Annotated in this window: 23 protein-coding genes and 4 pseudogenes; 18 read left to right on the forward strand and 9 right to left on the reverse strand. The window is 55.7% G+C overall.

The genetic code is table 11. From position 1 onward, the window contains the following. The first annotated feature begins 35 nt into the window (after positions 1 to 35). The 10 genes and pseudogenes from PSPTO_RS27755 to PSPTO_RS27800 all read left to right on the forward strand — a co-directional run bounded on the left by PSPTO_RS27755 (position 36) and on the right by PSPTO_RS27800 (position 8,297). On the forward strand, positions 36 to 698 hold the full coding sequence (locus PSPTO_RS27755; protein ID WP_149032176.1) for a hypothetical protein: 663 nt from the start codon (positions 36 to 38) through the stop codon (positions 696 to 698). 267 nt (positions 699 to 965) lie between these two features. Beyond that, positions 966 to 1,430: pseudogene (gene istA, locus PSPTO_RS27760) on the forward strand (IS21-like element ISPsy4 family transposase); the annotation flags it as partial. 83 nt (positions 1,431 to 1,513) lie between these two features. Then, positions 1,514 to 1,873: an IS66 family insertion sequence element accessory protein TnpB gene (gene tnpB, locus PSPTO_RS27765; protein WP_003409203.1), complete on the forward strand. Its 360-nt coding sequence runs from the start codon at positions 1,514 to 1,516 to the stop codon at positions 1,871 to 1,873. A 17-nt stretch (positions 1,874 to 1,890) separates the two neighbouring features. After that, positions 1,891 to 3,444 (forward strand): IS66-like element ISPsy5 family transposase, encoded by a 1,554-nt coding sequence (locus tag PSPTO_RS27770; RefSeq protein WP_003409202.1) that lies wholly within the window; start codon positions 1,891 to 1,893, stop codon positions 3,442 to 3,444. Between the two features lie 41 nt (positions 3,445 to 3,485). Further along, positions 3,486 to 4,055: pseudogene (gene istA, locus PSPTO_RS27775) on the forward strand (IS21-like element ISPsy4 family transposase); the annotation flags it as partial. Next, a complete protein-coding gene (istB, locus tag PSPTO_RS27780; RefSeq protein ID WP_005741073.1) occupies positions 4,052 to 4,861 on the forward strand; it encodes an IS21-like element ISPsy4 family helper ATPase IstB in 810 nt (269 codons plus the stop codon). The pseudogene istA (PSPTO_RS27775) and the gene istB, both read left to right, overlap by 4 nt. Before the next feature lie 263 nt (positions 4,862 to 5,124). Then, positions 5,125 to 5,484 (forward strand): IS66 family insertion sequence element accessory protein TnpB, encoded by a 360-nt coding sequence (tnpB, locus tag PSPTO_RS27785; protein ID WP_011105448.1) that lies wholly within the window; start codon positions 5,125 to 5,127, stop codon positions 5,482 to 5,484. A 364-nt stretch (positions 5,485 to 5,848) separates the two neighbouring features. Continuing rightward, on the forward strand, positions 5,849 to 6,931 hold the full coding sequence (locus tag PSPTO_RS27790) for a hypothetical protein (protein ID WP_011105449.1): 1,083 nt from the start codon (positions 5,849 to 5,851) through the stop codon (positions 6,929 to 6,931). Positions 6,932 to 7,632: 701 nt separating this feature from the next. Then, on the forward strand, positions 7,633 to 7,956 hold the full coding sequence (locus PSPTO_RS27795) for a type II toxin-antitoxin system RelE/ParE family toxin (RefSeq protein WP_011105450.1): 324 nt from the start codon (positions 7,633 to 7,635) through the stop codon (positions 7,954 to 7,956). Then, entirely contained in the window at positions 7,932 to 8,297 is a 366-nt protein-coding gene (locus PSPTO_RS27800; protein ID WP_046463685.1) for an addiction module antidote protein, read from the forward strand. Before PSPTO_RS27795 ends, PSPTO_RS27800 begins: the two co-directional genes overlap by 25 nt. A 151-nt stretch (positions 8,298 to 8,448) precedes the next feature. Here PSPTO_RS27800 and PSPTO_RS27805 read toward each other — a convergent pair whose 3' ends face one another. Beyond that, a complete protein-coding gene (locus PSPTO_RS27805) occupies positions 8,449 to 9,114 on the reverse strand; it encodes a GntR family transcriptional regulator (RefSeq protein ID WP_011105452.1) in 666 nt (221 codons plus the stop codon). A gap of 255 nt (positions 9,115 to 9,369) precedes the next feature. Between PSPTO_RS27805 and PSPTO_RS27810 the strand changes: the two genes are divergently transcribed. From PSPTO_RS27810 to PSPTO_RS27835, 6 genes are all read left to right on the forward strand, one after another. After that, complete coding sequence (locus PSPTO_RS27810) at positions 9,370 to 10,602, forward strand: NRAMP family divalent metal transporter (RefSeq protein WP_011105453.1); 1,233 nt, start codon at positions 9,370 to 9,372, stop codon at positions 10,600 to 10,602. A gap of 34 nt (positions 10,603 to 10,636) precedes the next feature. Then, positions 10,637 to 11,407: a LamB/YcsF family protein gene (locus PSPTO_RS27815; protein WP_011105454.1), complete on the forward strand. Its 771-nt coding sequence runs from the start codon at positions 10,637 to 10,639 to the stop codon at positions 11,405 to 11,407. Next, positions 11,404 to 12,210, forward strand: a complete 807-nt coding sequence (locus PSPTO_RS27820; protein WP_011105455.1) for a putative hydro-lyase — start codon at positions 11,404 to 11,406, stop codon at positions 12,208 to 12,210. The genes PSPTO_RS27815 and PSPTO_RS27820 overlap by 4 nt, the downstream gene beginning before the upstream one ends. Positions 12,211 to 12,219: 9 nt before the next feature. Next, the gene (locus tag PSPTO_RS27825; protein WP_011105456.1) at positions 12,220 to 13,839 is read left to right on the forward strand and encodes a 5-oxoprolinase/urea amidolyase family protein; all 1,620 of its coding nucleotides are present in this window, start codon (positions 12,220 to 12,222) and stop codon (positions 13,837 to 13,839) included. Next, positions 13,836 to 15,575 (forward strand): acetyl/propionyl/methylcrotonyl-CoA carboxylase subunit alpha, encoded by a 1,740-nt coding sequence (locus PSPTO_RS27830; protein ID WP_011105457.1) that lies wholly within the window; start codon positions 13,836 to 13,838, stop codon positions 15,573 to 15,575. Before PSPTO_RS27825 ends, PSPTO_RS27830 begins: the two co-directional genes overlap by 4 nt. Before the next feature lie 418 nt (positions 15,576 to 15,993). Continuing rightward, positions 15,994 to 16,623 (forward strand): FMN-dependent NADH-azoreductase, encoded by a 630-nt coding sequence (locus tag PSPTO_RS27835; RefSeq protein ID WP_011105458.1) that lies wholly within the window; start codon positions 15,994 to 15,996, stop codon positions 16,621 to 16,623. A 56-nt stretch (positions 16,624 to 16,679) separates the two neighbouring features. Here the strand turns inward: PSPTO_RS27835 and PSPTO_RS27840 are convergent, their stop codons facing one another. Then, a complete protein-coding gene (locus tag PSPTO_RS27840; RefSeq protein ID WP_005769904.1) occupies positions 16,680 to 17,294 on the reverse strand; it encodes a histidine phosphatase family protein in 615 nt (204 codons plus the stop codon). Positions 17,295 to 17,371: 77 nt separating this feature from the next. Beyond that, a complete protein-coding gene (locus PSPTO_RS27845) occupies positions 17,372 to 17,713 on the reverse strand; it encodes a DUF5713 family protein (RefSeq protein ID WP_011105459.1) in 342 nt (113 codons plus the stop codon). A 353-nt stretch (positions 17,714 to 18,066) separates the two neighbouring features. Between PSPTO_RS27845 and PSPTO_RS27850 the strand changes: the two genes are divergently transcribed. Further along, positions 18,067 to 18,804, forward strand: a complete 738-nt coding sequence (locus PSPTO_RS27850) for a hypothetical protein (protein WP_011105460.1) — start codon at positions 18,067 to 18,069, stop codon at positions 18,802 to 18,804. A 21-nt stretch (positions 18,805 to 18,825) separates the two neighbouring features. Here PSPTO_RS27850 and PSPTO_RS30450 read toward each other — a convergent pair. The 5 genes and pseudogenes from PSPTO_RS30450 to PSPTO_RS30740 all read right to left on the reverse strand — a co-directional run. Then, positions 18,826 to 18,963: pseudogene (locus PSPTO_RS30450) on the reverse strand (GNAT family N-acetyltransferase); the annotation flags it as partial. Between the two features lie 67 nt (positions 18,964 to 19,030). Beyond that, positions 19,031 to 19,321: a type II toxin-antitoxin system RelE family toxin gene (locus PSPTO_RS27855; RefSeq protein ID WP_011105461.1), complete on the reverse strand. Its 291-nt coding sequence runs from the start codon at positions 19,319 to 19,321 to the stop codon at positions 19,031 to 19,033. Then, positions 19,311 to 19,550 carry a type II toxin-antitoxin system RelB/DinJ family antitoxin gene (locus PSPTO_RS27860; protein WP_002551444.1) on the reverse strand — a complete coding sequence of 80 codons (240 nt, stop codon included), beginning with the start codon at positions 19,548 to 19,550 and terminating at the stop codon, positions 19,311 to 19,313. Before PSPTO_RS27860 ends, PSPTO_RS27855 begins: the two co-directional genes overlap by 11 nt. A 174-nt stretch (positions 19,551 to 19,724) precedes the next feature. After that, positions 19,725 to 20,186, reverse strand: a complete 462-nt coding sequence (locus PSPTO_RS27865) for a GNAT family N-acetyltransferase (RefSeq protein ID WP_011105462.1) — start codon at positions 20,184 to 20,186, stop codon at positions 19,725 to 19,727. 119 nt (positions 20,187 to 20,305) lie between these two features. Continuing rightward, positions 20,306 to 20,404 (reverse strand): annotated as a pseudogene (locus PSPTO_RS30740) (Fic family protein); the annotation flags it as partial. A 154-nt stretch (positions 20,405 to 20,558) separates the two neighbouring features. Here PSPTO_RS30740 and PSPTO_RS27870 point away from each other — a divergent pair. Next, positions 20,559 to 21,053 carry a hypothetical protein gene (locus PSPTO_RS27870; protein ID WP_010209025.1) on the forward strand — a complete coding sequence of 165 codons (495 nt, stop codon included), beginning with the start codon at positions 20,559 to 20,561 and terminating at the stop codon, positions 21,051 to 21,053. Between the two features lie 39 nt (positions 21,054 to 21,092). Here the strand turns inward: PSPTO_RS27870 and PSPTO_RS27875 are convergent, their stop codons facing one another. Next, positions 21,093 to 22,367 carry an OprD family porin gene (locus PSPTO_RS27875; protein ID WP_011105463.1) on the reverse strand — a complete coding sequence of 425 codons (1,275 nt, stop codon included), beginning with the start codon at positions 22,365 to 22,367 and terminating at the stop codon, positions 21,093 to 21,095. Between the last annotated feature and the right edge of the window lie 19 nt (positions 22,368 to 22,386).

A 22,386-nucleotide genomic window follows, 5' to 3' on the forward strand; every position in this document is an offset into this window, starting at 1 on the left:
AGTTTTACTACTCAGTTTTCTACCTAGTCAGAGCATTGCTTGCCCTTGAAGGCGTTGCCTATGTATCAGTAAACAAGAAGCTGGGATGGATTAAAACACAGCCTGGGGAGTGCCTCACGGCATTTCCACGCAAAAAATCATACTGCGCAGGCGGAAACGCGGAGAAAAACCTTTCCGGCTCTCATGGGTCGGTACTTTATCTTCTGGAAAAAAACTTCCCGAACTCTCGACTATTGTCTCAAGAGATAGATGGACTATACCCTACAGAGTGGTTAATGAAAGCAAGGGAGTTTCACAATTATCAGAGCTGTGGCTTCTCTGACCCCAAACCTTCTCAATATTTTGAAAGATACGTTGAAAATCTAGGCGCACATGCCAAGATTATTTACGCATACTTCAGCGACAAAGATGATTTATATACGTTCACTGGCGATCACGCCATAATATCATATCCGACATTTGTCATTAAGCATGTTGCGGGCAGATTTGAACAGCAGTCTACGACACAGCGTCAAACACCGGAAAGCCAAGCCTTACTACTATTGCCCCTGCCAGAAACAGAAGACATCGCAAGCACCCAAGTTACTATGGATAACTCTCTTATCTTGGAGATGATAGCGGCAGAAGGGAGCGAGATGAACTTTCTCGAAAAACTGGTTCTGAAACCTCAGCAAGTGAATTCTATGCTTTCTGAGTAGTTATCGGCTGAAGGAGCGTGTGCAACCATGCTGCCTTGGCAGCCGTTGTACTGAATGGCAATGCATTGCCAGGTATCGAAGTTGGCCCATGTGTATGGGCAGCGATCTCGCTGCTCATATCATGCAGCAGTTCCAAAAGTTCACAGACGACTTGAAAAATATTTACACTGTTCGAGCCTACCTGTCACCGCCACTGTAAAAATGACCCCCTAACGCCAACCTAGAATTGACCCCCCTGGGTAAAACTGGCGGCTTTGAGCTGCCAATATGTTGACCCAGGAGCAGTCTGTGGAAATTAAAGTGTTGGCCCGTCAGGGCCATGGCATCAAATTCATCGCCCGTGAGCTGGGTATTTCGCGTAACACCGTGCGCAAGTACCTGCGAAAGGCCCGGTCGCTACCCAGTGACAAGGTGAGACCCGCACGTCCGTGCAAAATCGACCCCTTCAAGGACTACCTGCACGAGCGTATTGAGGCGGCGCGCCCACACTGGATTCCGGCGACCGTCCTGCTGCGTGAGATCACGGCATTGGGGTACAGCGGCGGCGTCAGTCGTCTGAAGGCTTATATTCGCCCCTTCAAACGTAAGGCAGAAGAGCCGGTGGTACGTTTCGAGACACTGCCCGGCAAGCAGATACAGGTGGACTTCACCACCATTCGACGAGGCCGTCAGCCGCTTAAGGCGTTCGTGGCGACACTTGGTTTTAGTCGAGCAAGCTTTGTCCGTTTCTCCGTATCCGATCCACGAACCCCACATTTCAAGCCACTGGCTGACGCCTGATGCTGTGCTCCCGTTTTCTTTCAGGAGCCAGCACCATGATGCGACCCGACGCCAAAGTCGAGAAAGTCTACCTCTATCCCAAACCCGTGGATTTCAGAAAATCCATCGATGGCTTAGCTGCTTTGGTCGAGTTGGATATTAAAGTGGCGGTCTTTGATCCGGTGCTCTTTGTCTTTCTCAACAAATCCCGGAATCGAGTGAAGATTTTGTATTGGGAGCGTAACGGCTTCTGCCTTTGGCTCAAGCGTCTCGAGTCCGAGCGTTTCAAAATCTCGCCAGATGATGTCGACGAAGCCATTGTGCTGACGGTTCAGGAATTGAATTGGCTGCTGGATGGATTTGATCTGTGGCGCAACCGTCCTCATAAGATTTTGACTCCAAGGTTTGTTGCCTGACGGGTATAATCCAGGGCATGCGACCATTGCCCGACAACCTTCCTGACGATCCCGTATTGCTCAAACAGATGCTGCTTGAGAGCTACGAAGCACGCTCGCGCGAACAGGAAGTTAAAGACGCCTACGCCACTCACATCGTTGATCTCAAAGAGCAGATCAAGCTGCTGCGTGACCGTATTTTTGGTCGAAAGTCCGAACAAACCGTCGAGCCTAATACCCCTCAACTTGCCTTGTTCAATGAACCTGAAAGCGAGCCTATGCTCCCGGTCGGCGATGCTGATGAGGAAGTAGTTGCTCCTGCGCCACGCCGTGGCAAGCGCAAGCCACTGTCGGCTGATCTGCCGCGCATTGAAGTCATCCACGAGCTGCCCGAACACGAACTGACCTGTGCCTGCGGTTGCCGCAAGCATGTCGTCAGCGAGGAAACCAGCGAGCAACTGGATATCGTGCCGATGCAGATTCGGGTGATCAAACACATCCGCAAAGTCTACGGCTGTCGTGGCTGTGAGTCGGCACCGGTCACAGCCGGCAAGCCTGCGCAGTTGATTGAAAAGAGCATGGCCAGCCCCAGCGTGTTGGCCATGCTGCTGACCACCAAGTATGTCGACGGCTTGCCGCTGCATCGTTTTGAAACGGTGCTAAGCCGACATGGCATAGAAATCCCGCGTCAAACGTTGGCCCGCTGGATTATCCAGTGCGGCGAACATTTGCAGCCGCTGTTAAATCTGATGCGTGATCGATTGCTGGAAAGCCCGGTCATCCACTGTGACGAAACCCGCGTTCAGGTACTGAAAGAACCAGATCGAGACCCGACCAGCCAATCCTGGATGTGGGTACAGGCCAGCGGGCCTCCAGATCATAAAGTCGTATTGTTCGACTACACTTCCAGCCGCGCGCAGGACGTACCGTTACGGCTGCTGGAAAGTTATCGCGGCTATGTGATGACTGATGATTACGCGGGCTATAACGCGCTGGCGTTACAACCGGGCGTGGAGCGCTTGGCGTGTATGGCCCATGCGCGGCGCAAATTTGTCGAAGCACAAAAAGTGCAACCTAAGGGCAAGACCGGGCGTGCCGATATCGCGCTGACGATGATCAATAAGCTGTACGGTATCGAGCGCGAATTGAAAGACGGCAGCGACGAACAGCGCTTTACCGGTCGGCAGGAGAAAAGCCTGCCAATCTTGGCTCAGTTGAAAAGCTGGCTGGATAAAACTCAGTCCCACGTGACGCCGCAAAGCGTGCTGGGCAAGGCAGTTGGTTATCTGGCGAATAACTGGAGTCGGCTGAAGCGTTACGTGGAAGCCGGCTTTTTACCGATCGACAACAACCCGGCAGAGCGCGCAATAAAGCCGTTTGTTATTGGGCGCAAAGCCTGGCTGTTCAGCGACACGCCTAAAGGCGCCACCGCCAGTGCACAGATCTATAGCTTGGTCGAGACCGCCAAGGTCAACGGCCAGGAGCCCTATACGTGGCTGCGCCACGTACTGGAGAGGTTGCCACTTGCGCAGTCGGTGGCCGACTATGAGGCGTTGCTGCCGTGGAACTGCTCACCGGAAATGCCAAGATAAACGGAAGCCGCATCTGATGGTAGGTGTGGTTGGTGGATCGCTTACGTTTCTCCGAGCGAGAGGACAGCGAAGCCTGGCTGACAGGGCTTCGGGAGGCGTTCGCTTACTTTGGCGGCGTGCCCGAGCAGGCATTGTTTGATAACGCCGGAACCATCATCACCGAGCGAGATGCTTTTGGGGAGGGCCAGCACCGTTGGCATCCCCGATTGGCTGCGCTGGCCGATGAGTTTGGTTTTATTCCCAAGGTCTGCCGCCCTTACCGTGCCCAGACCAAGGGCAAGGTTGAGCGCTTCAACGGGTATCTGAAGGGCAGTTTCATTACCCCGTTGGCCGCTACGCTCAAGAGTGCGGGTCTGACGCTGGATGTGGTGACGGCCAACGCACATATCGGCCAATGGCTCGACGAAGTCGCTCATCAGCGGATTCACGGCACGACGGGTGTTCAACCGGCGGTACGTCTGGCCCAAGAGCAGCAGGTACTATTACCACTGCCAACACAGAGCCTGCGCCCACAACCCGCCCAAGGCCTACGCCTGGGACGGGTCCTGCCGTACGAGAGCTTGCAGCATCCGCTGTCGGTTTATGAGCAACTGCTGGAGGTGAGAGCATGAACCTTCAACATGCTCGCCTGACAGAACTATGCAAGGGGCTAAAGCTTGAGCGCGTCGGGGTGGACTGGCCGCACCTGGCCCAACAAGCAGCAAGCGGCGAAGACAGCTTTGCCGACTTCCTCGAAAAGCTGCTGGCTGCCGAGACCGATGCCCGAAGTGAACGCTCTCGACAGGCCCTGCTGAAAACTGCCGCGCTGCCCGCTGTGAAAACGCTGGAGCAATACGACTTCGCGTTTGCCACCGGCGTCCCCCGGGCACAGCTCCAGGAGCTGGCAGCACTGAGTTTTGTTGGACGTGCCGAGAACATCGTGTTCCTGGGGCCTAGTGGTGTAGGCAAGAGCCACCTGGCTATCGCCCTGGCCTACCGGGCAGTGATGGCCGGTATCAAAACCCGCTTCGTCACGGCGGCTGACTTGATGCTGCAACTGACCGCTGCGCACCGCCAGGAACGGCTCAAGGAATACTTCAGTCGTGTGGTGATGGCCCCTGGGTTGTTGGTCATCGATGAAATCGGCTACCTGCCGTTTGGTCGTGATGAAGCCAACCTGTTCTTCAATGTTGTCGCCAAGCGCTACGAGCAAGGCAGCCTGATCCTCACGAGTAACTTGCCGTTTACCCAGTGGGCCGGAACCTTTGCGGATGATCAAACACTGACAGCGGCCATGCTGGACAGGCTGTTACATCATGCCCATATCGTGCAGATGACAGGTGAAAGCTATCGACTCAAGGACAAGCGCAAAGCAGGAACCAAATCTTCTCGGGCCGAACCGGCTCGAAAATATGAACCCGAGGGGGGTCAAAACTAAGTTGGCGATTTAGCACGGAAGGGGGTCACTTTTTAGTTGGCGTTGACACCTACCCAGTTTTTGGGAGCCTGCAGCCGTTGGCTCTCGCTGGTGATACTCTCTCGTAACCCTTGAATTCTTTCCAACATGTCGCCGCCCACCGTGGCGTTGTGCTTATGGCCGACCACCAGGTTTAGGTGTAAGCGCCTCATGAACCCCACATTCCCAGCCGACAATTAAAGCTTGATGCTGTGCTCTAAATTCTTTTCAGGAGACAGCACCTCATGATGCGACCCGACGCCAAAGTCGAAAAAGTGTACCTCTACCCCAAGCCTGTGGATTTCCGAAAATCTATCGACGGCCTTGCTGCGCTGGTCGAGCTAGATATCAAAGTCGCCGTGTTCGACCCCGTGCTTTTTGTTTTTCTGAATCGCCCTCGTAACCTGGTGAAAATCCTTTACTGGGAGCGCAACGGCTTATGCCTTTGGCTCAAGCGCCTGGAGTCCGAGCGTTTCAAAACATCTCCCGATGAGACAGACGACGCCATCGCGCTGACGGTTCAGGAACTGAACTGGTTGCTTGACGGTTTTGATCTCTGGCGCAACCGTCCTCATCAGGTTTTAACTCCAAGATTCGTCGCCTGACAGGTATAATCCGGGCATGATTTCCATGCCCGAAGATCTTCCAGATGACCCTGTATTGCTCAAGCAACTGCTTTCGCAATTATTGAGTGAGCGTACGGTTGATAAGTATTAAGGTGAGGATCTCAATGTGCGATTACCGACCTTAAACAGAGTGATACCGACCTAGCTGGAAGGTCGCAAGTCTTGCCCAGTCGCTTTTACCGAAGGTAGACCTTCCGGACGGTTGAAATATACCTATTATAATATCATAATGATATTGCGCCACCGATTGCTTGGATTTGGTTAAGTCTATTCATGATAGTTCTATGGCGATCTGAATGATCTTTCATCATTTACATAATAATTATTTCTGAGGTGCATAAATATGTCATTGAAGGCGCTTTTTGAAGAAGATGAATTAGATCCAAAGCGTGAAGCGTTAGATCTGATGACTAGCTATCATTCGACCATAAGATTTCTAGAGTATTTTCAAGCAGCAATCTTCGACCGAGAGCAACAGCATCGCTCTCTTTTAAGTGTATACAGAGATTATTTATATGCCCTTGGTCTGATTAATACGCATGATGACTATCCGAGGGTGGTTGGAGGGAGAGCGGATAACCCAAATGAAAAACAGGCGATTCGAAACTTAAAGTTCCCAATGGGGCTAGGATCCTTGGCAGCGTATATGAGTATTAATTTGGGCATCGCAAAAGAAATAGCATCAGATAAAATCCCTAACAAAATTAGTGACAAGCTCAAATCCGATTGGCACTTTAGCGAATTTGATATTATTGAGGATGAAGCGGTTAAAAATCCGCCAATACTTAAACTTGTCACGCGTCTGCGCAATGCCGTTAGTCATCACAATTTTAAGCTGAGAATACCTCTATCGCTAATTCATGAATCTGATATTAAAGATCAAGTGGAAGTAACTTTCTATGATAAAGATCCAAAGGGTAAAGAGTTTTTTGCCAAGGCTAGGTTCAGAGTCGTAGAGAAACTGATGGAAAAGCTGCGCAGTAGTGTTTATTCATTTCATAACTGCCCCGTGTTCGATGGCGATATTTCTAAGCATGATGCTATTACTAATTACGTCGCCGAATGCTTTGAGCACTTTAGTCGATCTTATGCAGGGAAAGGACTAAAGTTTGAAGGAGTGATAGGTCTTAGCCCGAAGGATGCAATTGAAGTTGCCAAAACGGGATATTTCGAGATTTCAAAATCTGATTGCTTAATGCACGAAGTCCGTTTTTCGTTGAGTGGTAAAAAATGTGATGCTCAATATATAGATATCCCATACATCGAATACAATAGGTGGGGTAATATTTTGATTGAGGACGAGCTTTACCCAATGGGGGAGTATCCAATGGAATGGATGCTGACTCATGAAAAGTCTCCACTATGTCAATTGGACAAAAAGATTGTGAGTATGTTAGACCTTGCGCTAGCTTCACGTACCGAATAAATCACAACACCCCATACTGAGACGGTAATACGGCAATCGACTACCTTACTGACTAGTTTGATTGCCGAATCTTGCTTACGGGAGGAAGGGCATGCTCATCAACGTTAAATATGCCAATGGGCAAAATCCGGCGGCAAGCTGGCAGAGCGAAAAGGCTGCGAGTCATATCAGCTGTCATCATTATGCTTAAGAGCCGCCTTTTAATCCTACTCCCCCGGTTTATGCTTATGGGGCTTCAGCTTTGGATGCTCCTTTTGCTTTTCAGGCGTGACTCTTTGCCGCTTGTCCGGAGTGCCATCCTCGTTCGTTCTTTTAGGGCCAGGTTTGATACTCATGGTCGACTTCCTTTATCGCTGGGGTTGTTGAATCCTTGATTTTAAATATCAGAGCCCCGTTAAGCTGTCAATAGGGAGAAATAGGTACTGGAGTTACAATGCCGGCAAATGTGGTCGGTTGGGGTATGGGTCATCTCCTTGGAGGCTCTGACTTCGGTGTTTTCGCTAATGAACTGAACCGCGCCTAAATTTTAGATTATGTATGGACCCTGCAACATTTCGCCGCTTTATATCGCTCTCTCAAAAACGAAAATTTCTGTAGCGTCCGCCAACGCGGAGCGCGGTTTTACCCATTTCCGATCACCACACTCGCCATCGATAAGAATATTCAATCACCACAATGTCTCTTTTAAGGTACATTTTTCTATGTACGAAGTGGAACACGTACTGTCTGCCAATGGGGTAGATATCTATCAGGGTTGGCTCGACACCGTTCGAGACACCCGATCCAAGGCACGAATCACCACCAGAGTCGACCGAGCGGCGCTTGGCCACTTCGGTATAACCGAACCGGTAGGTGATGGGGTCTTTGAGATGAAGCTGGATTTTGGTCCCGGCTTTCGTGTGTATTACGCGATAGAAGGTCAAAAGGTGCTTTTTCTCTTGGGCGGCGGCTCAAAGGACAAGCAACAAAACGACATCGACCAAGCCAAGGCGCTATGGAAATGCCACAAGGTGAAAAAGAAATGACCACTCATACGCGATCCCATGACGAAAGCGTTCTCGACATGCTTCGTGAAGACGAAGCATTTGCCATCGAATATCTGTCTGTTGCGCTGGAGGAAATCGACGAGGACGGTGGCGAAGACGCTTTTCTTATCGCCATCCGTCGCTTGATCGAGGCGAGAGGCGGTATGGGAAACCTCTCAAAGAACACAGGCCTGGCCCGACCCAACCTTTACAGATCTATTGCAGCTGGTGGCGACCCCAAGCTCTCCACCATCCTGAAGGTGCTCCAGGCACTGGGCGTGGGAATGTCAAAGGTCGTTTCGCACAGGCCGGACGTGGGCGGCCAACGCACCGACCCGTGACGATTCCTCATCCAGGAAAAGGACCTACGTTCCACCCTAGCTGGATCATCAATCAACAAAATATCGTTTTTACGCCCCCATAAATCCAATGCCCGCATAAACGAAGACTCCAACAAAGACACCGCCCCCCCCCAGCACCACACCAACGCGACTACCGTTTCATGCTGCGCTCGTAAGCGGCCAGGACAGTTCGCTCAGATTGCACCAGGTAGGCATCCAGCATGATCGTCGCGTCGCCCGCTCGGCCTTCTTCAACGCATTGAAGTATCGATGCGTTCATATCGAGGAACGGCAAGTGCAGTAATCGGGGGTCGTTGAGCAACCCGAAGGCCAGCCGCAATTCAGCCGAGATCTGCCCGTAAAACACCAGCAGGCGTGGGCTATCTGCCAGTTCGACGATTGAGTTGTGAAAAATCATGTTGGCCGTGCCGACCGCTACCCAGTCTTTCGATTCGCGCGCGTGCACGCCTGATTCGACAGCCTCACGCATGTGCAGGGTGCCTGGGTGCTGGGGGTAGGCTTGGGCGATGGCCTTGCACTCGATGAAGCGGCGCACTCGGTAGATGTCGATGATCGAGGCCATGTCGGGTTCTGCAACCGTCACTCCGCGGTTAGGTTCGTGTTTGAGCAGGCCTTCGCGCGTCAGAACCCGAAATGCCTCTCTCAAGGTGTTGCGCGAAATGGCGAGGTTTTCTGCCAGTGCGGCTTCTGAAAGGCGTTGGCCGGGCACGAGTTCTCCCTCGACCAGCATTCTGCGTATTTCTCGGGTGATGGTTTCTCCCAGTGTTCGGGGAAGGGTGGGAGAGGCGTCGTTCATTAAGAGGTCCAGGATGAGGAAAACCGCAGGGTTATTCCATCAGAGCCTAGTGCGTGGCACAAGGATCAAGCCTGGAACATGCTTCATTAGGTAGCACCGCAAGCGCTTAAGGTAACAATTGGTGCTTTTGCATCAGTCATAAACAACAAATTGTTCAACAATAAATCCTTTATCAACCTACATTACAGCGGCAATTCTTGAGTCTTGGCATGCTCATTGCTCAGTCGAGATACCTCTCACCGTAGGAATGATGCCGTGACAACGACCACAAAAGAGTTCACAAAGGCGCGGCGGGCGTCTTTAGTCGCCGCTGTCTTCATGATGGCCACGTCTGCCATCGGGCCTGGCTTCCTGACCCAGACCGCTACGTTCACGGCAACATTGGGTGCTGCGTTTGCTTTCGGCATTCTGGCTTCGATCCTGATTGACTTCGTCGTTCAGCTGAACGTCTGGCGCATAGTGTCGCTGACTAAAATGCGCGCGGCCGATCTGGCCAACGCTGCTATTCCGGGCAGTGGCTACTTGCTGACGGTGTTGGTGCTGTGCGGTGGGCTGGTGTTCATGCTGGGTAACATTGCCGGTGCAGGTCTGGGCTTGAATGCGCTGACTGGTCTTGATCCTAAATGGGGTGGTGCGTTGAGTGCGCTGCTTGCCATTGGGATTTTCTCGTCTCATCGCGCTGGCGTGGCGATGGACCGGATCATGATGGGGCTGGGCATCCTGAAAATATGCCTGATCGTGTTCGCATGCTTTGCGACCCATCCTCCGCTGGGCGAAGCCCTGCGTCAGTCGGTATGGCCTGACTACATCGACTTTGCCTCCATCACCACCATCGTCGGCGGCACGGTAGGCGGTTACATCACTTATGCCGGCGCTCACCGTCTGCTTGATCGCGGCACCGTGGGTGTAGAAAATCTTCAGGCGGTATCACGCGCAGCGCTGACCGGTATCCTGGTCACAGGCATTGCTCGCTACGTATTGTTTCTGGCTATTCTGGGTGTGGTGGCAAGCGGAGTGGTTATCGATGTGTCTGGCAAGGGCGCAAACCCTGCTGGTCAGGCATTTCAGGCAGCGGCAGGCGACATCGGCATGATGATGTTCGGCCTGGTGCTGTGGGCGGCGGGTATCAGCAGTGTAATCGGCGCGTCTTATACGTCGATGTCCTTTATCACGGTGTTCTCCAAGAAAATCACAGAGCGCGTTCGTAACCTCGCGACCGTGGTTTTCATCGTCATCTGCATGGCTGTCTATATCGTGCTGGGTAAGCCACCGGCAGCGTTGCTGGTGTTTGCTGGCGGTTTCAACGGGTTGATCCTGCCGCTGGGCCTGAGCATCTTCATGTACGTGGGCTGGGCCCGGTCTGACCTGATGGATGGCTACCACTATCCACGCTGGTTGCTGGTGCTGGGTATTCTGACCTGCCTGCTGTCGTGGTTCATGGCCTACAAGTCGGCCGGTGCCATCTTTGCGTTCATTGGCGCAGCCTGATTAAAAATGCCTGATTACAAAGAGGTAATTTCAAATGCGTGCGATTGATCTAAATAGCGACCTGGGTGAAAGCTTCGGCGCCTGGAGCATGGGCGACGATGCCGCGATGCTCGACATCGTAACCAGCGCCAATGTCGCCTGTGGTTTTCACGCCGGCGACCCGGCGGGCATCCTGCGGACACTGAAAGCCGCTGCCGCAAAGAACGTCACGATTGGCGCTCACGTGTCCTACCCGGACAAGGTTGGCTTTGGCCGCCGTAACATGGACGTGGCCAGCGACGAACTGACCGCCGACGTGATTTATCAGATCGGTTCGCTGCAAGGCCTGGCCAAGGCTGCTGGCACCTCGGTGCGCTACGTCAAGCCTCACGGGGCCTTGTACAACACCATTGCGCACGACCGCAGACAGGCGATGGCGGTGATTGAGGCGATCCGCGCCATTGATCCTGCGCTGGTGCTCGTCGCTCTGGCGGGCTCCACCCTGATTGAGCTGGCCCGTAGCGAAGGTTTGCAGTGCATCGCCGAGGCCTTCGCTGATCGTGCGTATACGCCACAAGGCACTCTGGTTTCGCGGCGCGAGCCCGGGGCTGTGCTTCACGACCCGGAGCTGGTGGCCCAGCGCATGTTGCGTCTGGTTCAGTCAGGCTCCATCGAAGCCATTGATGGCAGCCTGGTCAGGATAGAGGCCGACTCGATTTGTGTGCATGGCGACAGCCCCGCCGCCGTAGAGATGGCCCGCGAGCTGCGCCGCGTACTGGAACAAGCCAGTACATCTTTGCAGCCCTTTGCCGGAAAACGCTCATGAATGCCTTTGATCGAGCCCGTCAGAGCGCCATCGCCGCAGCCCGCGAGGCGCGTGGCACTTACCGCAACGGTCTGGTGACCCCCACGGCAGGCGTTGCACCGGGGATGACCCAAGCCAACCTGATCGCATTGCCCCGCGACTGGGCCTACGACTTCCTGCTCTACGCGCAACGCAATCCCAAAGCGTGCCCGATCCTGGATGTCAGCGACGCCGGCAGCCCGACCACCCTTCTGGCTGAAGGCTCGGACCTGCGCACCGACATCCCGATGTACCGCATCTGGCGCGATGGCAAGCTGGCGGAAGAAGTCAGCGACGCAACCCAGGCCTGGGCTGAACACGACGACATGGTCGCGTTTCTGATCGGTTGCAGCTTTACCTTTGAAACCCCGCTGCAAGAGGCGGGCATCGAAGTGCGGCACATCACCGATGGCTGCAATGTGCCGATGTACCGCACCAACCGGGCCTGCCGTCCTGCCGGTCGGTTACACGGCGAAATGGTGGTTTCGATGCGTCCGATTCCGGCTGATCGCGTGGCCGAGGCCAGCGCTATCTCCGGGCGCTACCCCTCGGTGCACGGCGCTCCAGTCCACATCGGCGAGCCTGGACGGCTGGGTATCAACGACCTGAGTCGACCCGATTTCGGCGATGCCGTTAGCATCAAGCCTGGCGAAGTTCCGGTTTTCTGGGCGTGCGGTGTCACCCCTCAGGCAGCAGTCATGGCATCAGGTGTACCCTTCGCCATCACCCATTCGCCCGGCTATATGTTCATCACCGACGTGCCTGACAGCACTTACCACGTCTAGGAGTTCTCTGTGCGCTTTCTACCGGTCAACCTGGACGTCCTGCTCGTCGAATTGAAAGATCTGGACGAAACCCTGGCCTTGTTCGACGCCCTGACGGCGGAGCCAATTGCGGGTGTGGAGGAGATCGTTCCTGCCGCACGCACGCTATTGATCCAGTTCCGCCCCAGCACCATCGAGCGTCAGGCGCTGGTCAACCGCATAGCTGGCCAGGACCTCAGCCAGCGCCGTGAGGGCGAACACCGTCGGGTGGAAATCCCGGTGCATTACAACGGCGAAGACCTCGACGAAGTCGCAACGCTGCTGAATATCAGCCGCGCAGAGGTCATCCAGCGTCACACCGCTCATGACTACAGCGTGGCGTTCTGCGGTTTCGCGCCGGGCTTCGCGTACCTGACGGGCGGCGCCGGGTTCCAGGTGCCTCGTCGGCAAACGCCGCGCACTCGCATCCCTGCCGGTGCGGTGGCGTTGGCGGGCGACTTCAGCGGTGTCTATCCCAAAGCCAGCCCTGGTGGGTGGCAGATCATCGGCGTGACGCCGTTGCAGATGTGGGACCTGAACCGCGCCGAGCCTGCCCTGCTACGCCCTGGCTATAAAGTACGCTTCACCGACGCCGGTCCATTGCCTGCCGATGGCCTGCCAGTGCCTTCGGCGCCAGCACGCAACGACGCCACAACAGCAACGTATCTGGAGATCACCAGCCCAGGCCTGCACAGCGTATTGCAGGACATGGGCCGCCCCGGCCAGACCGGCCAGGGCGTATCCCGCTCCGGCGCGCTGGACCTGGGTGCTCTGCGCTCGGCCAACCGCACCGTCGGCAACCCTTCGGACATGGCCTGCGTGGAATCGGTACTTGGAGGCCTGAGTTTCAGTTGCCATGGCAGTGCTGTGATCGCCATCACCGGCGCACACACCCCAGTCACCATCACCAGCGCCAGCGGCCTGCAATGGCAAGCCAGCAACTATCAGCCCATCGAGCTGGAAACGGGCGACCGCGTGAGCCTGGGCTCACCCAAGGCCGGCTTGCGCAGTTATCTGGCCATCCGTGGGGGTTTCGACGTCACGCCGGTGCTCGGCAGCCTGTCCACCGATACCCTGGCGCAGCTCGGTCCTGAAGCGTTGGCAACTGGCGACCGACTGGGCTTTACCGCGCCGGTCAACGGCACCAGCGTATCCCTGAACGAAGCGCCAGCCTTTGAGCTGCCGACCACCGCCAACATTGTCACCCTCGATGTGGTGATGGGGCCGCGCACCGACTGGTTTACCGAAAACGCCATCCAGCGTCTGAGCAGCCAGCTGTGGCGCGTCACCCCGCAATCCAACCGGGTCGGCATCCGTCTGGCCGGTGATACACCACTGGAACGCAGTAATCATCAGGAGTTGCCCAGCGAAGGCACTTCTGTTGGCGCGATCCAGGTTCCAGCCAGCGGCCAACCGGTGCTGTTCCTGGCCGACCATCCACTGACCGGTGGTTATCCGGTGATTGCCTCGGTGGCCAGCCACCATCTGGATTTGGCAGGACAGATACCGGTCAATGCACAGATTCGCTTCAACCCGCTGGGGGCGTTCGAAGAAATGCAGCCCAGCACCGAAGCCTCTTTTTCAACTGCCGATGCGAAGAACAATTCATGAAAAAATTATTGATCGCCAACCGTGGTGAAATCGCCGTCCGCATCGCTCGCGCTTGCCGCGACTACGGTGTGCAGTCGGTTGCCGTCTACGCCGACGCCGACATTGACGCGCTGCACGTGCGCCAGGCCGACGAAGCTTATTCTCTGAACGGCCAACGCCCTGCCGAGACCTATCTGGACATCGAAAAGCTGCTAGCTGTCGCCAAACGCAGCGGGGCAGACGCTGTGCACCCAGGCTATGGCTTTCTGTCTGAGCGGGCCGACTTCGCCCGGGCGGTGATCAACGCCGGTCTGATCTGGGTCGGCCCCAACCCGGAAACCATTGATGTGCTGGGCGACAAGGTCGAGGCGCGCAAACTGGCGCATCTGGTCGGCGCGCCATTGGTTGCCGGCACACCCGGCCCGGTCGAAAGCGCCGCCCAAGTGCTGGCCTTTGCCGAGCAGCACGGTTTGCCGATCGCCATCAAAGCCGCTTTCGGCGGTGGCGGACGCGGCATGAAAGTGGCTTGGCGTCTTGATGAAGTCGCCGAAATGTTCGCTTCCGCCGTGCGCGAAGCCGAAGCCGCTTTCGGGCGTGGCGAATGTTTTGTTGAACAGTTCCTCGACCGCCCACGCCACATCGAAGCCCAGATCCTGGCCGACAAACACGGCAAGGTCGTGGTTGTGGGCACACGCGATTGCTCCCTGCAACGCCGTAACCAGAAGCTGGTGGAAGAAGCGCCAGCACCGTTCATCAGCGAAGAACAGCGTGCGCGCATTCACCAGTCGGCTCAGGACATCTGCGCCAAAGCGGGCTACGTTGGTGCGGGCACCGTGGAGTTCCTGCTCAGCCAGGACGGCACCCTGTCGTTCCTTGAGGTCAACACGCGCTTGCAGGTCGAGCACCCAGTGACAGAAGAAACCACCGGCATCGACCTGGTGATCGAGCAACTGCGTATCGCCGACGGCCTGCCGTTGTCGTTCAGCGAAACCCCGACGCCACGCGGCCACAGCTTTGAATTTCGCATCAACGCCGAAGACGCAGGCAAGGGCTTTTTGCCCACCCCCGGGCAAATCACAGAATTCCTGCCGCCCTCTGGCCCCGGCGTGCGCCTGGACAGCGGCGTGGTCAGCGGTTCCAGCGTGCCGAGCACCTTCGATTCGATGATGGCCAAGCTGATTGTCACCGGTGCAACTCGTGAGCAGGCGATAACCCGCGCCCGTCGCGCCCTGGCGGAATTCAACATCGAAGGCATCGCCTCAGTGCTGCCGTTCCACCGGGCCGTGATGGACCATGTCGACTTCACCAGCGCTGACCGATTCGGCGTGCACACCCGCTGGATCGAGACCGACTTCGCCGAACAGATCACCATCGCCCCACGCAACGCCCAGTCGGGGAACCCAGAAGTACTGCGCACCTTCGTCGAAATCGACGGCAAGCGCCACGAACTGGGTCTGCCCGCAGCATTGTTGCGCGGCATGAGCCTGAACGCAGCAGGCCCTGCCAGCGAAAGCGCGGCCCCAAGCGAAGCGGTTGATCCTCAGGCGGTACTGACACCGGTGGCGGGCAACCTGCATACCTGGGTCGTCGAAGACGGCGAGTCGGTCAGCGCCGGGCAAGTTATCGCCGTGGTAGAAGCGATGAAAATGGAAACTTCGATTCTGGCCCCTTGTGCTGGCGACGTTAATATTACCCAACCAGCGGGTACTTACTTTGAAGCGGGCTCTTTGATCGGCCGTATCAAAACCGTTAATTGATTTAAACGCTTCTTTTTGCAGGCTATACGCGCAACGGGCTAATAACCCGATTGCCGCGTGCTGCCCGCAGAAAACGGTAGATGTCACTGTGAACTCAAAATAACGATAAAACTCCACCCCTAAATCTGTCGTTATCTGGAGAATCAGGAAAGCGACGAACAACCATGAACACTGCTCAGCTATCGATTCAACAGTACCTAAAAGCCAAGGACGGTAATCATCCACATTTGCTAGACCAGGCCTTTGCCACCCAGAAGCCTTGGTGAACAATTCTCCTGGCATAGAGACGCTTGACAGTACGTTAAGGCCAATACTGCAATCTAATCCTCTCAAGCCACCCGCCGTACGGAACACTGGCCTTCAGCGAGTAGACTAAATTGAGTAACTCCCCCGGGTGCACCCAACAGGAATCAACTCGATGCATATTCTTCATATCGCCAGCTCTCCTCGTGGAGAGCGCTCCGTTTCGCTGAAACTGGCCTCGCGCTACCTTGAGACGCTGACCTCGCTTCATCCTGAATCCACCGTGGATGTTCTGGACGTGTGGACGATTGATCTGTTGCCCTTCGACGGCCCTGCTCTGGAGGCCAAATACGCCGACCTCCAAGGTGTGCAAATGAGCGACGAGCAGCAGGCGGTATGGAAGCAGATCCACGCGCTGGGCGAGCGTTTCCACCGAGCCGACGTCATCCTGTTCAGTGTGCCGATGTGGAATTTCGGTGTTCCCTACCGCCTCAAGCATTTGATTGACTCAGTCTCGCAGCGCGGCGTGCTGTTCGAGTTTGATGCCCAAGGCATGCGCGGCCTGCTCAAGGGCAAGAACGTGGTGGTGTTCGCCTCTCGCGGGGTAGCACTTGGGGAAGATTTCCCCACCGAAGCCTATGACCATCAAGTCGCCTACCTCAAAACCTGGGCACGGATGGTGGGTATCCCGACCATCGACGCGGTGCTGTCGGAAGCGACGCTCGCAGATCCGGCGACGGCGGAGGCTAATTTCACTGCGGCGCTGGCCGAGGCGTCGAAGCTGGCGGCGGCAGTCCAACCATGAAAGGTGAGTGAGGAGGCCAATGGGGCGGATCACAACATACAGGCCGTCTGACCGGCTTATCTCACTCTCCAGCCGGCATCGTCTGGGTGCCTGGAAAGCACATAGCCACAGCCATTGGGCACAGGGTTCGTGATTTCATACTCACGCCAGTCGGCCATTGCTCGCCCATCAATGCGCTGCGGCGTGCGCTCTATCAGCCAGGCGACGGCATTGATGAACTGCCCGTGCGAAAACACTGCGATGTATTGGGCAGGGTGCTCTGCAAGTCGAACCAGTAAAGACTGAGCCCTGGCAATAAATTCCAGAAAAGACTCAGCGCCTGCGCCTTCCGTAAACGCCGGGTCTGACCTCGCCCAATAGGCTTCGACCCAACCCCGTCTCTGCGCAACGGTGGTGTTGGTACACCGTGCGGGTTCGAGGTAGGTGAATTCCTGAATGGGCCAGGTTTCAAATGGGGTGGCAGGAAAGGTAGATACGGTGGCCATCGCCGTTGCCTGCGCTCGTGAGAACGGCGAGGCGACGATCAAGGCCGGAGCATGCGTGAATGACCGGGCCACTGACTGCGCTTGCTCGACACCCTTCAGCGTGAGAGGGATAGTTGCGTGATCCACGCTGGGTTGGCCTGCATTGGCGGCACTTTCACCGTGACGAATTAGCCTGACGTGCTTCATTAACGAGGGCTCGTGCGTAGTAGAAGGCTGAGTTTGCGCTGCTGAAAATCAGTGTCTCGGGGCGTCAAGAACGTTGATCACCACTCACGCGGAGCGATCAGCTCCTCGATGTCTGCATCGGGGAAACCATAAGCGTCTGCTATTCGTATGAAGTCCTCACCAATGGTTTCGCGGGCGAAGGTCTCGATTTCGCTGCCGTTTTCTTCAAACACTTCCTCCAGGTCGTTGATTTGCTCTGTCGCCTTGTGGGTCAGGGCATACAGTGCGGTCAGGCCGGAAGGCTTTTGCTGCTCGATTTCGTGACCCAGATTGACCAGCACGTCTTCGCACATTTTTACAACGGCGTCAGGGAAATACTCGTCCTGATACATGCCTTTCAGAAAGGCGTGTTTGGCCATGGTTTCGTTGGTCAACTGCATGGTTACCCCTCGTAAGGTTATGTGTTGATTGCCTGGTCTTTTCGCCGTCTGGCCATAGTGGTTGACGACTGCCATTGCCGCTTCTTTTATGCCACTTACAAGATGCCCTTCTCTCTATCGCCTGACGAGCCCCAAGGGCTTTTTTTCGTGTCCAAGCGCGGGCTAATCCCTTTCTGGCCAGACTGAATAGCACTTCGTATCGTCACTCCCGATCTGGTCAGATAGAGCATCAGTATCGCTCGTTAGTCGTTTACTCGAAACATCTTGAATGGATTGGCCTGAGCAGCCGTTACTAAAGCTCCCCCAAACCCCGTCGATATCCTGCCTACACCCCGCAATCATGGATCGATGAAATGGTTATCTCACTCACACCCGGCAATAACACCTCTCCAACTGTCACTCTTCCCCATTCTGGCGTGACACTCACTCCGCAGCCGCTTACCGACGCGCAGAAAGAAGCGCTGAAGAACGCCGCCGCCAATACGCCCGCAGTCGTTTATCACCCGAGCACAGAAGCCCCTGCGACGACTGAACCTGTGGTCGTGATCGAAACCTGGATCGGTCGCTCGCAGTCGCCTGACTTTCCGAAGATGGCGGCGCAACACAGTAACTCGACAGAGGCGTTGAAGACGTCGTATGAATCATTCAAATCGACACTGGCGTCGGTGTATCCGGATCTTGCGAGCAAGAAGTTCGGCTTCACGATTGAGGCGGACGGCAATTTGAAAGCGACCAACAGTTCCGGTGAATTAAGCCAAGCGGACACGGAGCAGCTGAACTCGCTGTTGAATGCATCCAGTGGCTTGAAAGCGGCAGCCGCCACTTATCGGGAGACGGCTATCGACCTGGTCGATGCCGACTCGCCCCGGAGCGGCAGTTATCTGGGGCGGTACAACCTGACCAAGGAGAACTTCGCCAATTCGCTGGATCTGGGCGCATTGTTTATCCCCAAGGGATCGACGCCGTCCAAGGAGCAGATAGACGGTATGTTCTTCAACCAACTGGCTTACAAAGGTGAGCTGCACACCAAGGAATCGGAAGCCGCGATGCTTGCCGCCCGTGCCGCCGAAAAGGCCGCCACGGCAGGTTGATCACACCCCGTCAGCGACTCATCAGGCGTTGGGGCGGACGTAGTAGTTATCGAACTCGCCGCTTTCAACGAGCTGAAAACCGTGGCGGAGGTAGAAACGGTTTGAGTCGCTTTCTTTCAGCGTGCCCACCCGCAGTCGATGGGTTGCATTAGCCTGCGCACCAGAGCTGACGGCGGGCTAAGCAACGTGTGTGTTTTCATTCGGTACGCAGTAACCCGGCCCTCATTTACCCACTCAACCGATCAGCCGCCTTACGGTAAACCTCATCTCGCTCACGCTTGTCCACAGCAACCACGAAGACCACAACCTCTTGGTCAATAACCTGATAAACCAGCCGATAGCCGCTGCTGCGCAGTTTGATTTTGTAGCAGTCGGGCAACGCATGCAGACGATTTGCTTCAACGCGCGGTGCAACCAGAATCGTAGCCAGCTTTTTCTTGAGCTGCTGACGCACGGTATCCCCTAATTTGCGCCACTCCTTCAGAGCTCGCGCATCAAACTCGAGGCTATAAGTCATCCAGTGAAACCTTGACCCGTTGCGGAGCCGCAAGGCGCTCGCGCACTGTTGCAAGCAACGCTTCGTCTTCCTCGGTCATCAGTACGGTCTTGAACGGTAGCTGGCCGCGCTCTGCCACGTACTGCAGGGTTTGACGCAGCAATTCCGAAGGAGTGACGCCAAGCTTTTCAAGCTCGAGATAAGCACGAGCTTTGAGATCGTCGTCGATACGAACATTAATAGACGCCATCAGTACGGCCTCCGATTGTAATGACATTGGTCTTTACACTGACAAAAAACATTTGTCTTTGCAAGCAGGCGCACAGCTCACTTATAAATTTTCACGCCCACTGGTCGCTTTCGATGCCGCCCGTGCAGCCGAAAAGGCCGCCACGGCAGGTTGTCACACCCTGTCAGCGACTCATCAGGCGTTGGGGCGGACGTAGTAGTTATCGAACTCGCCGCTTTCAACGAGCTGAAAACCGTGGCGGAGGTAGAAACGGTTTGAGTCGCTTTCTTTCAGCGCGCCGACTCGTAATGTCGACGAAGTTGCGTCCGCTTCGGCGAACACTTGGCGAAGCACCGCAGAGCCTGTGCCCTGCCCTTGCGCATCGGGTTTGATGTACAGGTGGTCCAGCACCAGACCATCGGCGAGCGCCTTGACGACGACGAAGCCGACCCTGTTGCCGGCAACATCGATATAGCGTGTATCCGGCGCCGAGAAGCCTTCACGAAAACGCTCTCGAGCGCGCACCGGATCGAACCGGCCAACGCGCTCGAGGCTTTCGCGCATGGCTTCGATACGCAGTGCAACGAGGGCTTCAAAGTCTTCAGGCTGAACCGTTGTTAGCGTGACTTCGGAAGCATTTTTCAAGATCTGCTGCACTGTATTTGCTCCAGTATCAAAAGCTTGATGTCAGACACCCGATTCTGGAGTCACTCTCATCAGAAAATGAGCTCTGTGCCTGCTTTGAGTTCTGCTGGCCGACCTCACCGGCCAGGCATTCACTGTTCGTCGAGTCGCTTGCGAACGGCTTTTCCCAGGTTCGTCAGGCGATATCGCTGGTTGCTGCTGGTAGGTTTTTCAGGAATGGTCATGACGATGTCCCTTTGCGTCGAACAGTGCTCACAGGATGAACGGTCCCTTATGCCGAGGTTTTAAGTCGAACCGCTTGATGCAGATGGGGGTCTATCCAGCATCTTTTACACATCGGTAAGCCCAGTGCCCAGAATCATTACGGATCAGACACCTCAGCATGTGGTGGATGAGCAGCAGGTCAAATTATTTGGCTCGCCCAAGGAACGGCTGGATTTCTATCGACGCGAAATTCATTACGAAACCACTAACCTGTCCAACCGCACCAACGCTTATTTGTCGGCGCAGTCATTTCTGGTAATTGCCTACGCATCGTCGATGGCGAACATGAACACAGAATGGGGCGCGATGTTCACGCTGGTGGTGCCGCCGATGCTGGCCTTGCTGGGGCTGCTCAGTACGTTGTTCGCCTGGCCAGGCATTCGGGCGGCATGCGACATCATTCAGCACTGGCATCACAAACAGTCTCAGTTGCTGCTCAGCGAGCCTGTCATCGGGCTGACCTACGACGACTCACCGTTATTCAGCGACTGGGAGTCCAGCGAAACCGGGCCGAAAAAGTCCTTGTTGTTCTCCAAGCGCAGCCCTTGGCTGTTCAGTTTTTTCTGGATATTCCTTGGCAGCTTCGCAGTGTTCGTGCAGTTGATTGCGGATTGAGTGATAGGCGACGCTCTGTGCCACGCCGCCGCCCTCAGATCAAAAAACGTTAATCGGATAATCAACGAAAATGCGCGTTTCGTTGCCTTCGCTGTTGTAGGCCTGTGCATCATCGGAGACGCGCAGGAACGAGTTGCGCAGGCGAATCGAAAGGTCTTTGGCCGGGCCGCTTTGAACCACGTAGGTCAGTTGGCTGAAGATCTCGCGCTCGGTGCCGTCGCCACTGCCAGCGGTGCCATCGTCGATGTTGTCGCCGCGCACGTAGGCAGCCTTGTAGCTCAGGCCAGGCATGACGAGGCTGGACAAGTCCACGCCGTAGGCTGCTTGCCACGAGCGCTCGTCCTTGCCGTTGAAGTCGGACCAGTAGGAGTTGGCAAGGTAGATGGTGTTGCCGCCGTCGCCAAAACCACCGTCGTTGCGATAGCCTCCGTAGGCGTAGCCCATGTCACCGGTGCTGCGCTGGTGCGCCAGGGTGAAGGAATGGATGCCGACGGCCCAGGTCGCTGCCAGGCTCCAGATTTTGTTGTCACGCGCATCGCTGGTGGTGAAGTCTTTATCCAGCTTGGTCTTGTAGCCGTTGAAGTCGAAGGTCAGCGACTGGTCTTGCGGCAGGGCAAAGACGTAGTTCAGGTTGACGTACTGCTTCTTGAGCACGTCTTCGTTGTCGGAAGCGTAGAACGCAGCGCTGAATTCATCGGTGAATTTGTAGCTGGCACCGTAGACATTGATGCTTTTCAGATCCCCGCTGTCGCGACCTTCGGCGCTTTTACGGGCCTCTTGGGTGAAACGTCCTGCAACCACTTCAAGCCCGTCGATCTCTTTCGAGGTGATCATGGTGCCGGTGTAGCTTTCTGGCAGCAGACGGGAATTGTCGTAACTCAGCACCGGCAATTGCGGCATCTGGTCGCCGTATTTGATGACGGTCTTCGAGAAGCGCGCCTTCACCGCTGCACCTGCCCGAGACAGGTCATCGGCCGCTGCGCCACTGTCGCCCTGCTTGAAGAAATCGATACCGCCGTTGCCACTGCGGCCCTTGCCGCCATCCAGGCGAATGCCGTACAGCGCAAAGGCATCGACGCCCACGCCAACCGTGCCTTGAGTGAAACCGGACGCGAAGGTGCCCATGAAAGCCTGGCCCCATTCGGACTTGTCTTCCCGGTCGTTTTTATAATCGCGATTGATGTAGGCGTTACGCAGGTTGACGGTCAGCCTGCTGTCCTCAACAAAACCCTTTGAATCTGCCTGCCCTTCGGCCATGGCCTGACTGGCACTGATGATGCCCAAAGCGAGCATGCCCATACGTTTGGTTAGCATCCTGTCTTCCTTTTCTGCG

Origin of the sequence: Pseudomonas syringae pv. tomato str. DC3000, from assembly GCF_000007805.1 — a bacterium.
GTDB lineage: Bacteria > Pseudomonadota > Gammaproteobacteria > Pseudomonadales > Pseudomonadaceae > Aquipseudomonas > Aquipseudomonas avellanae.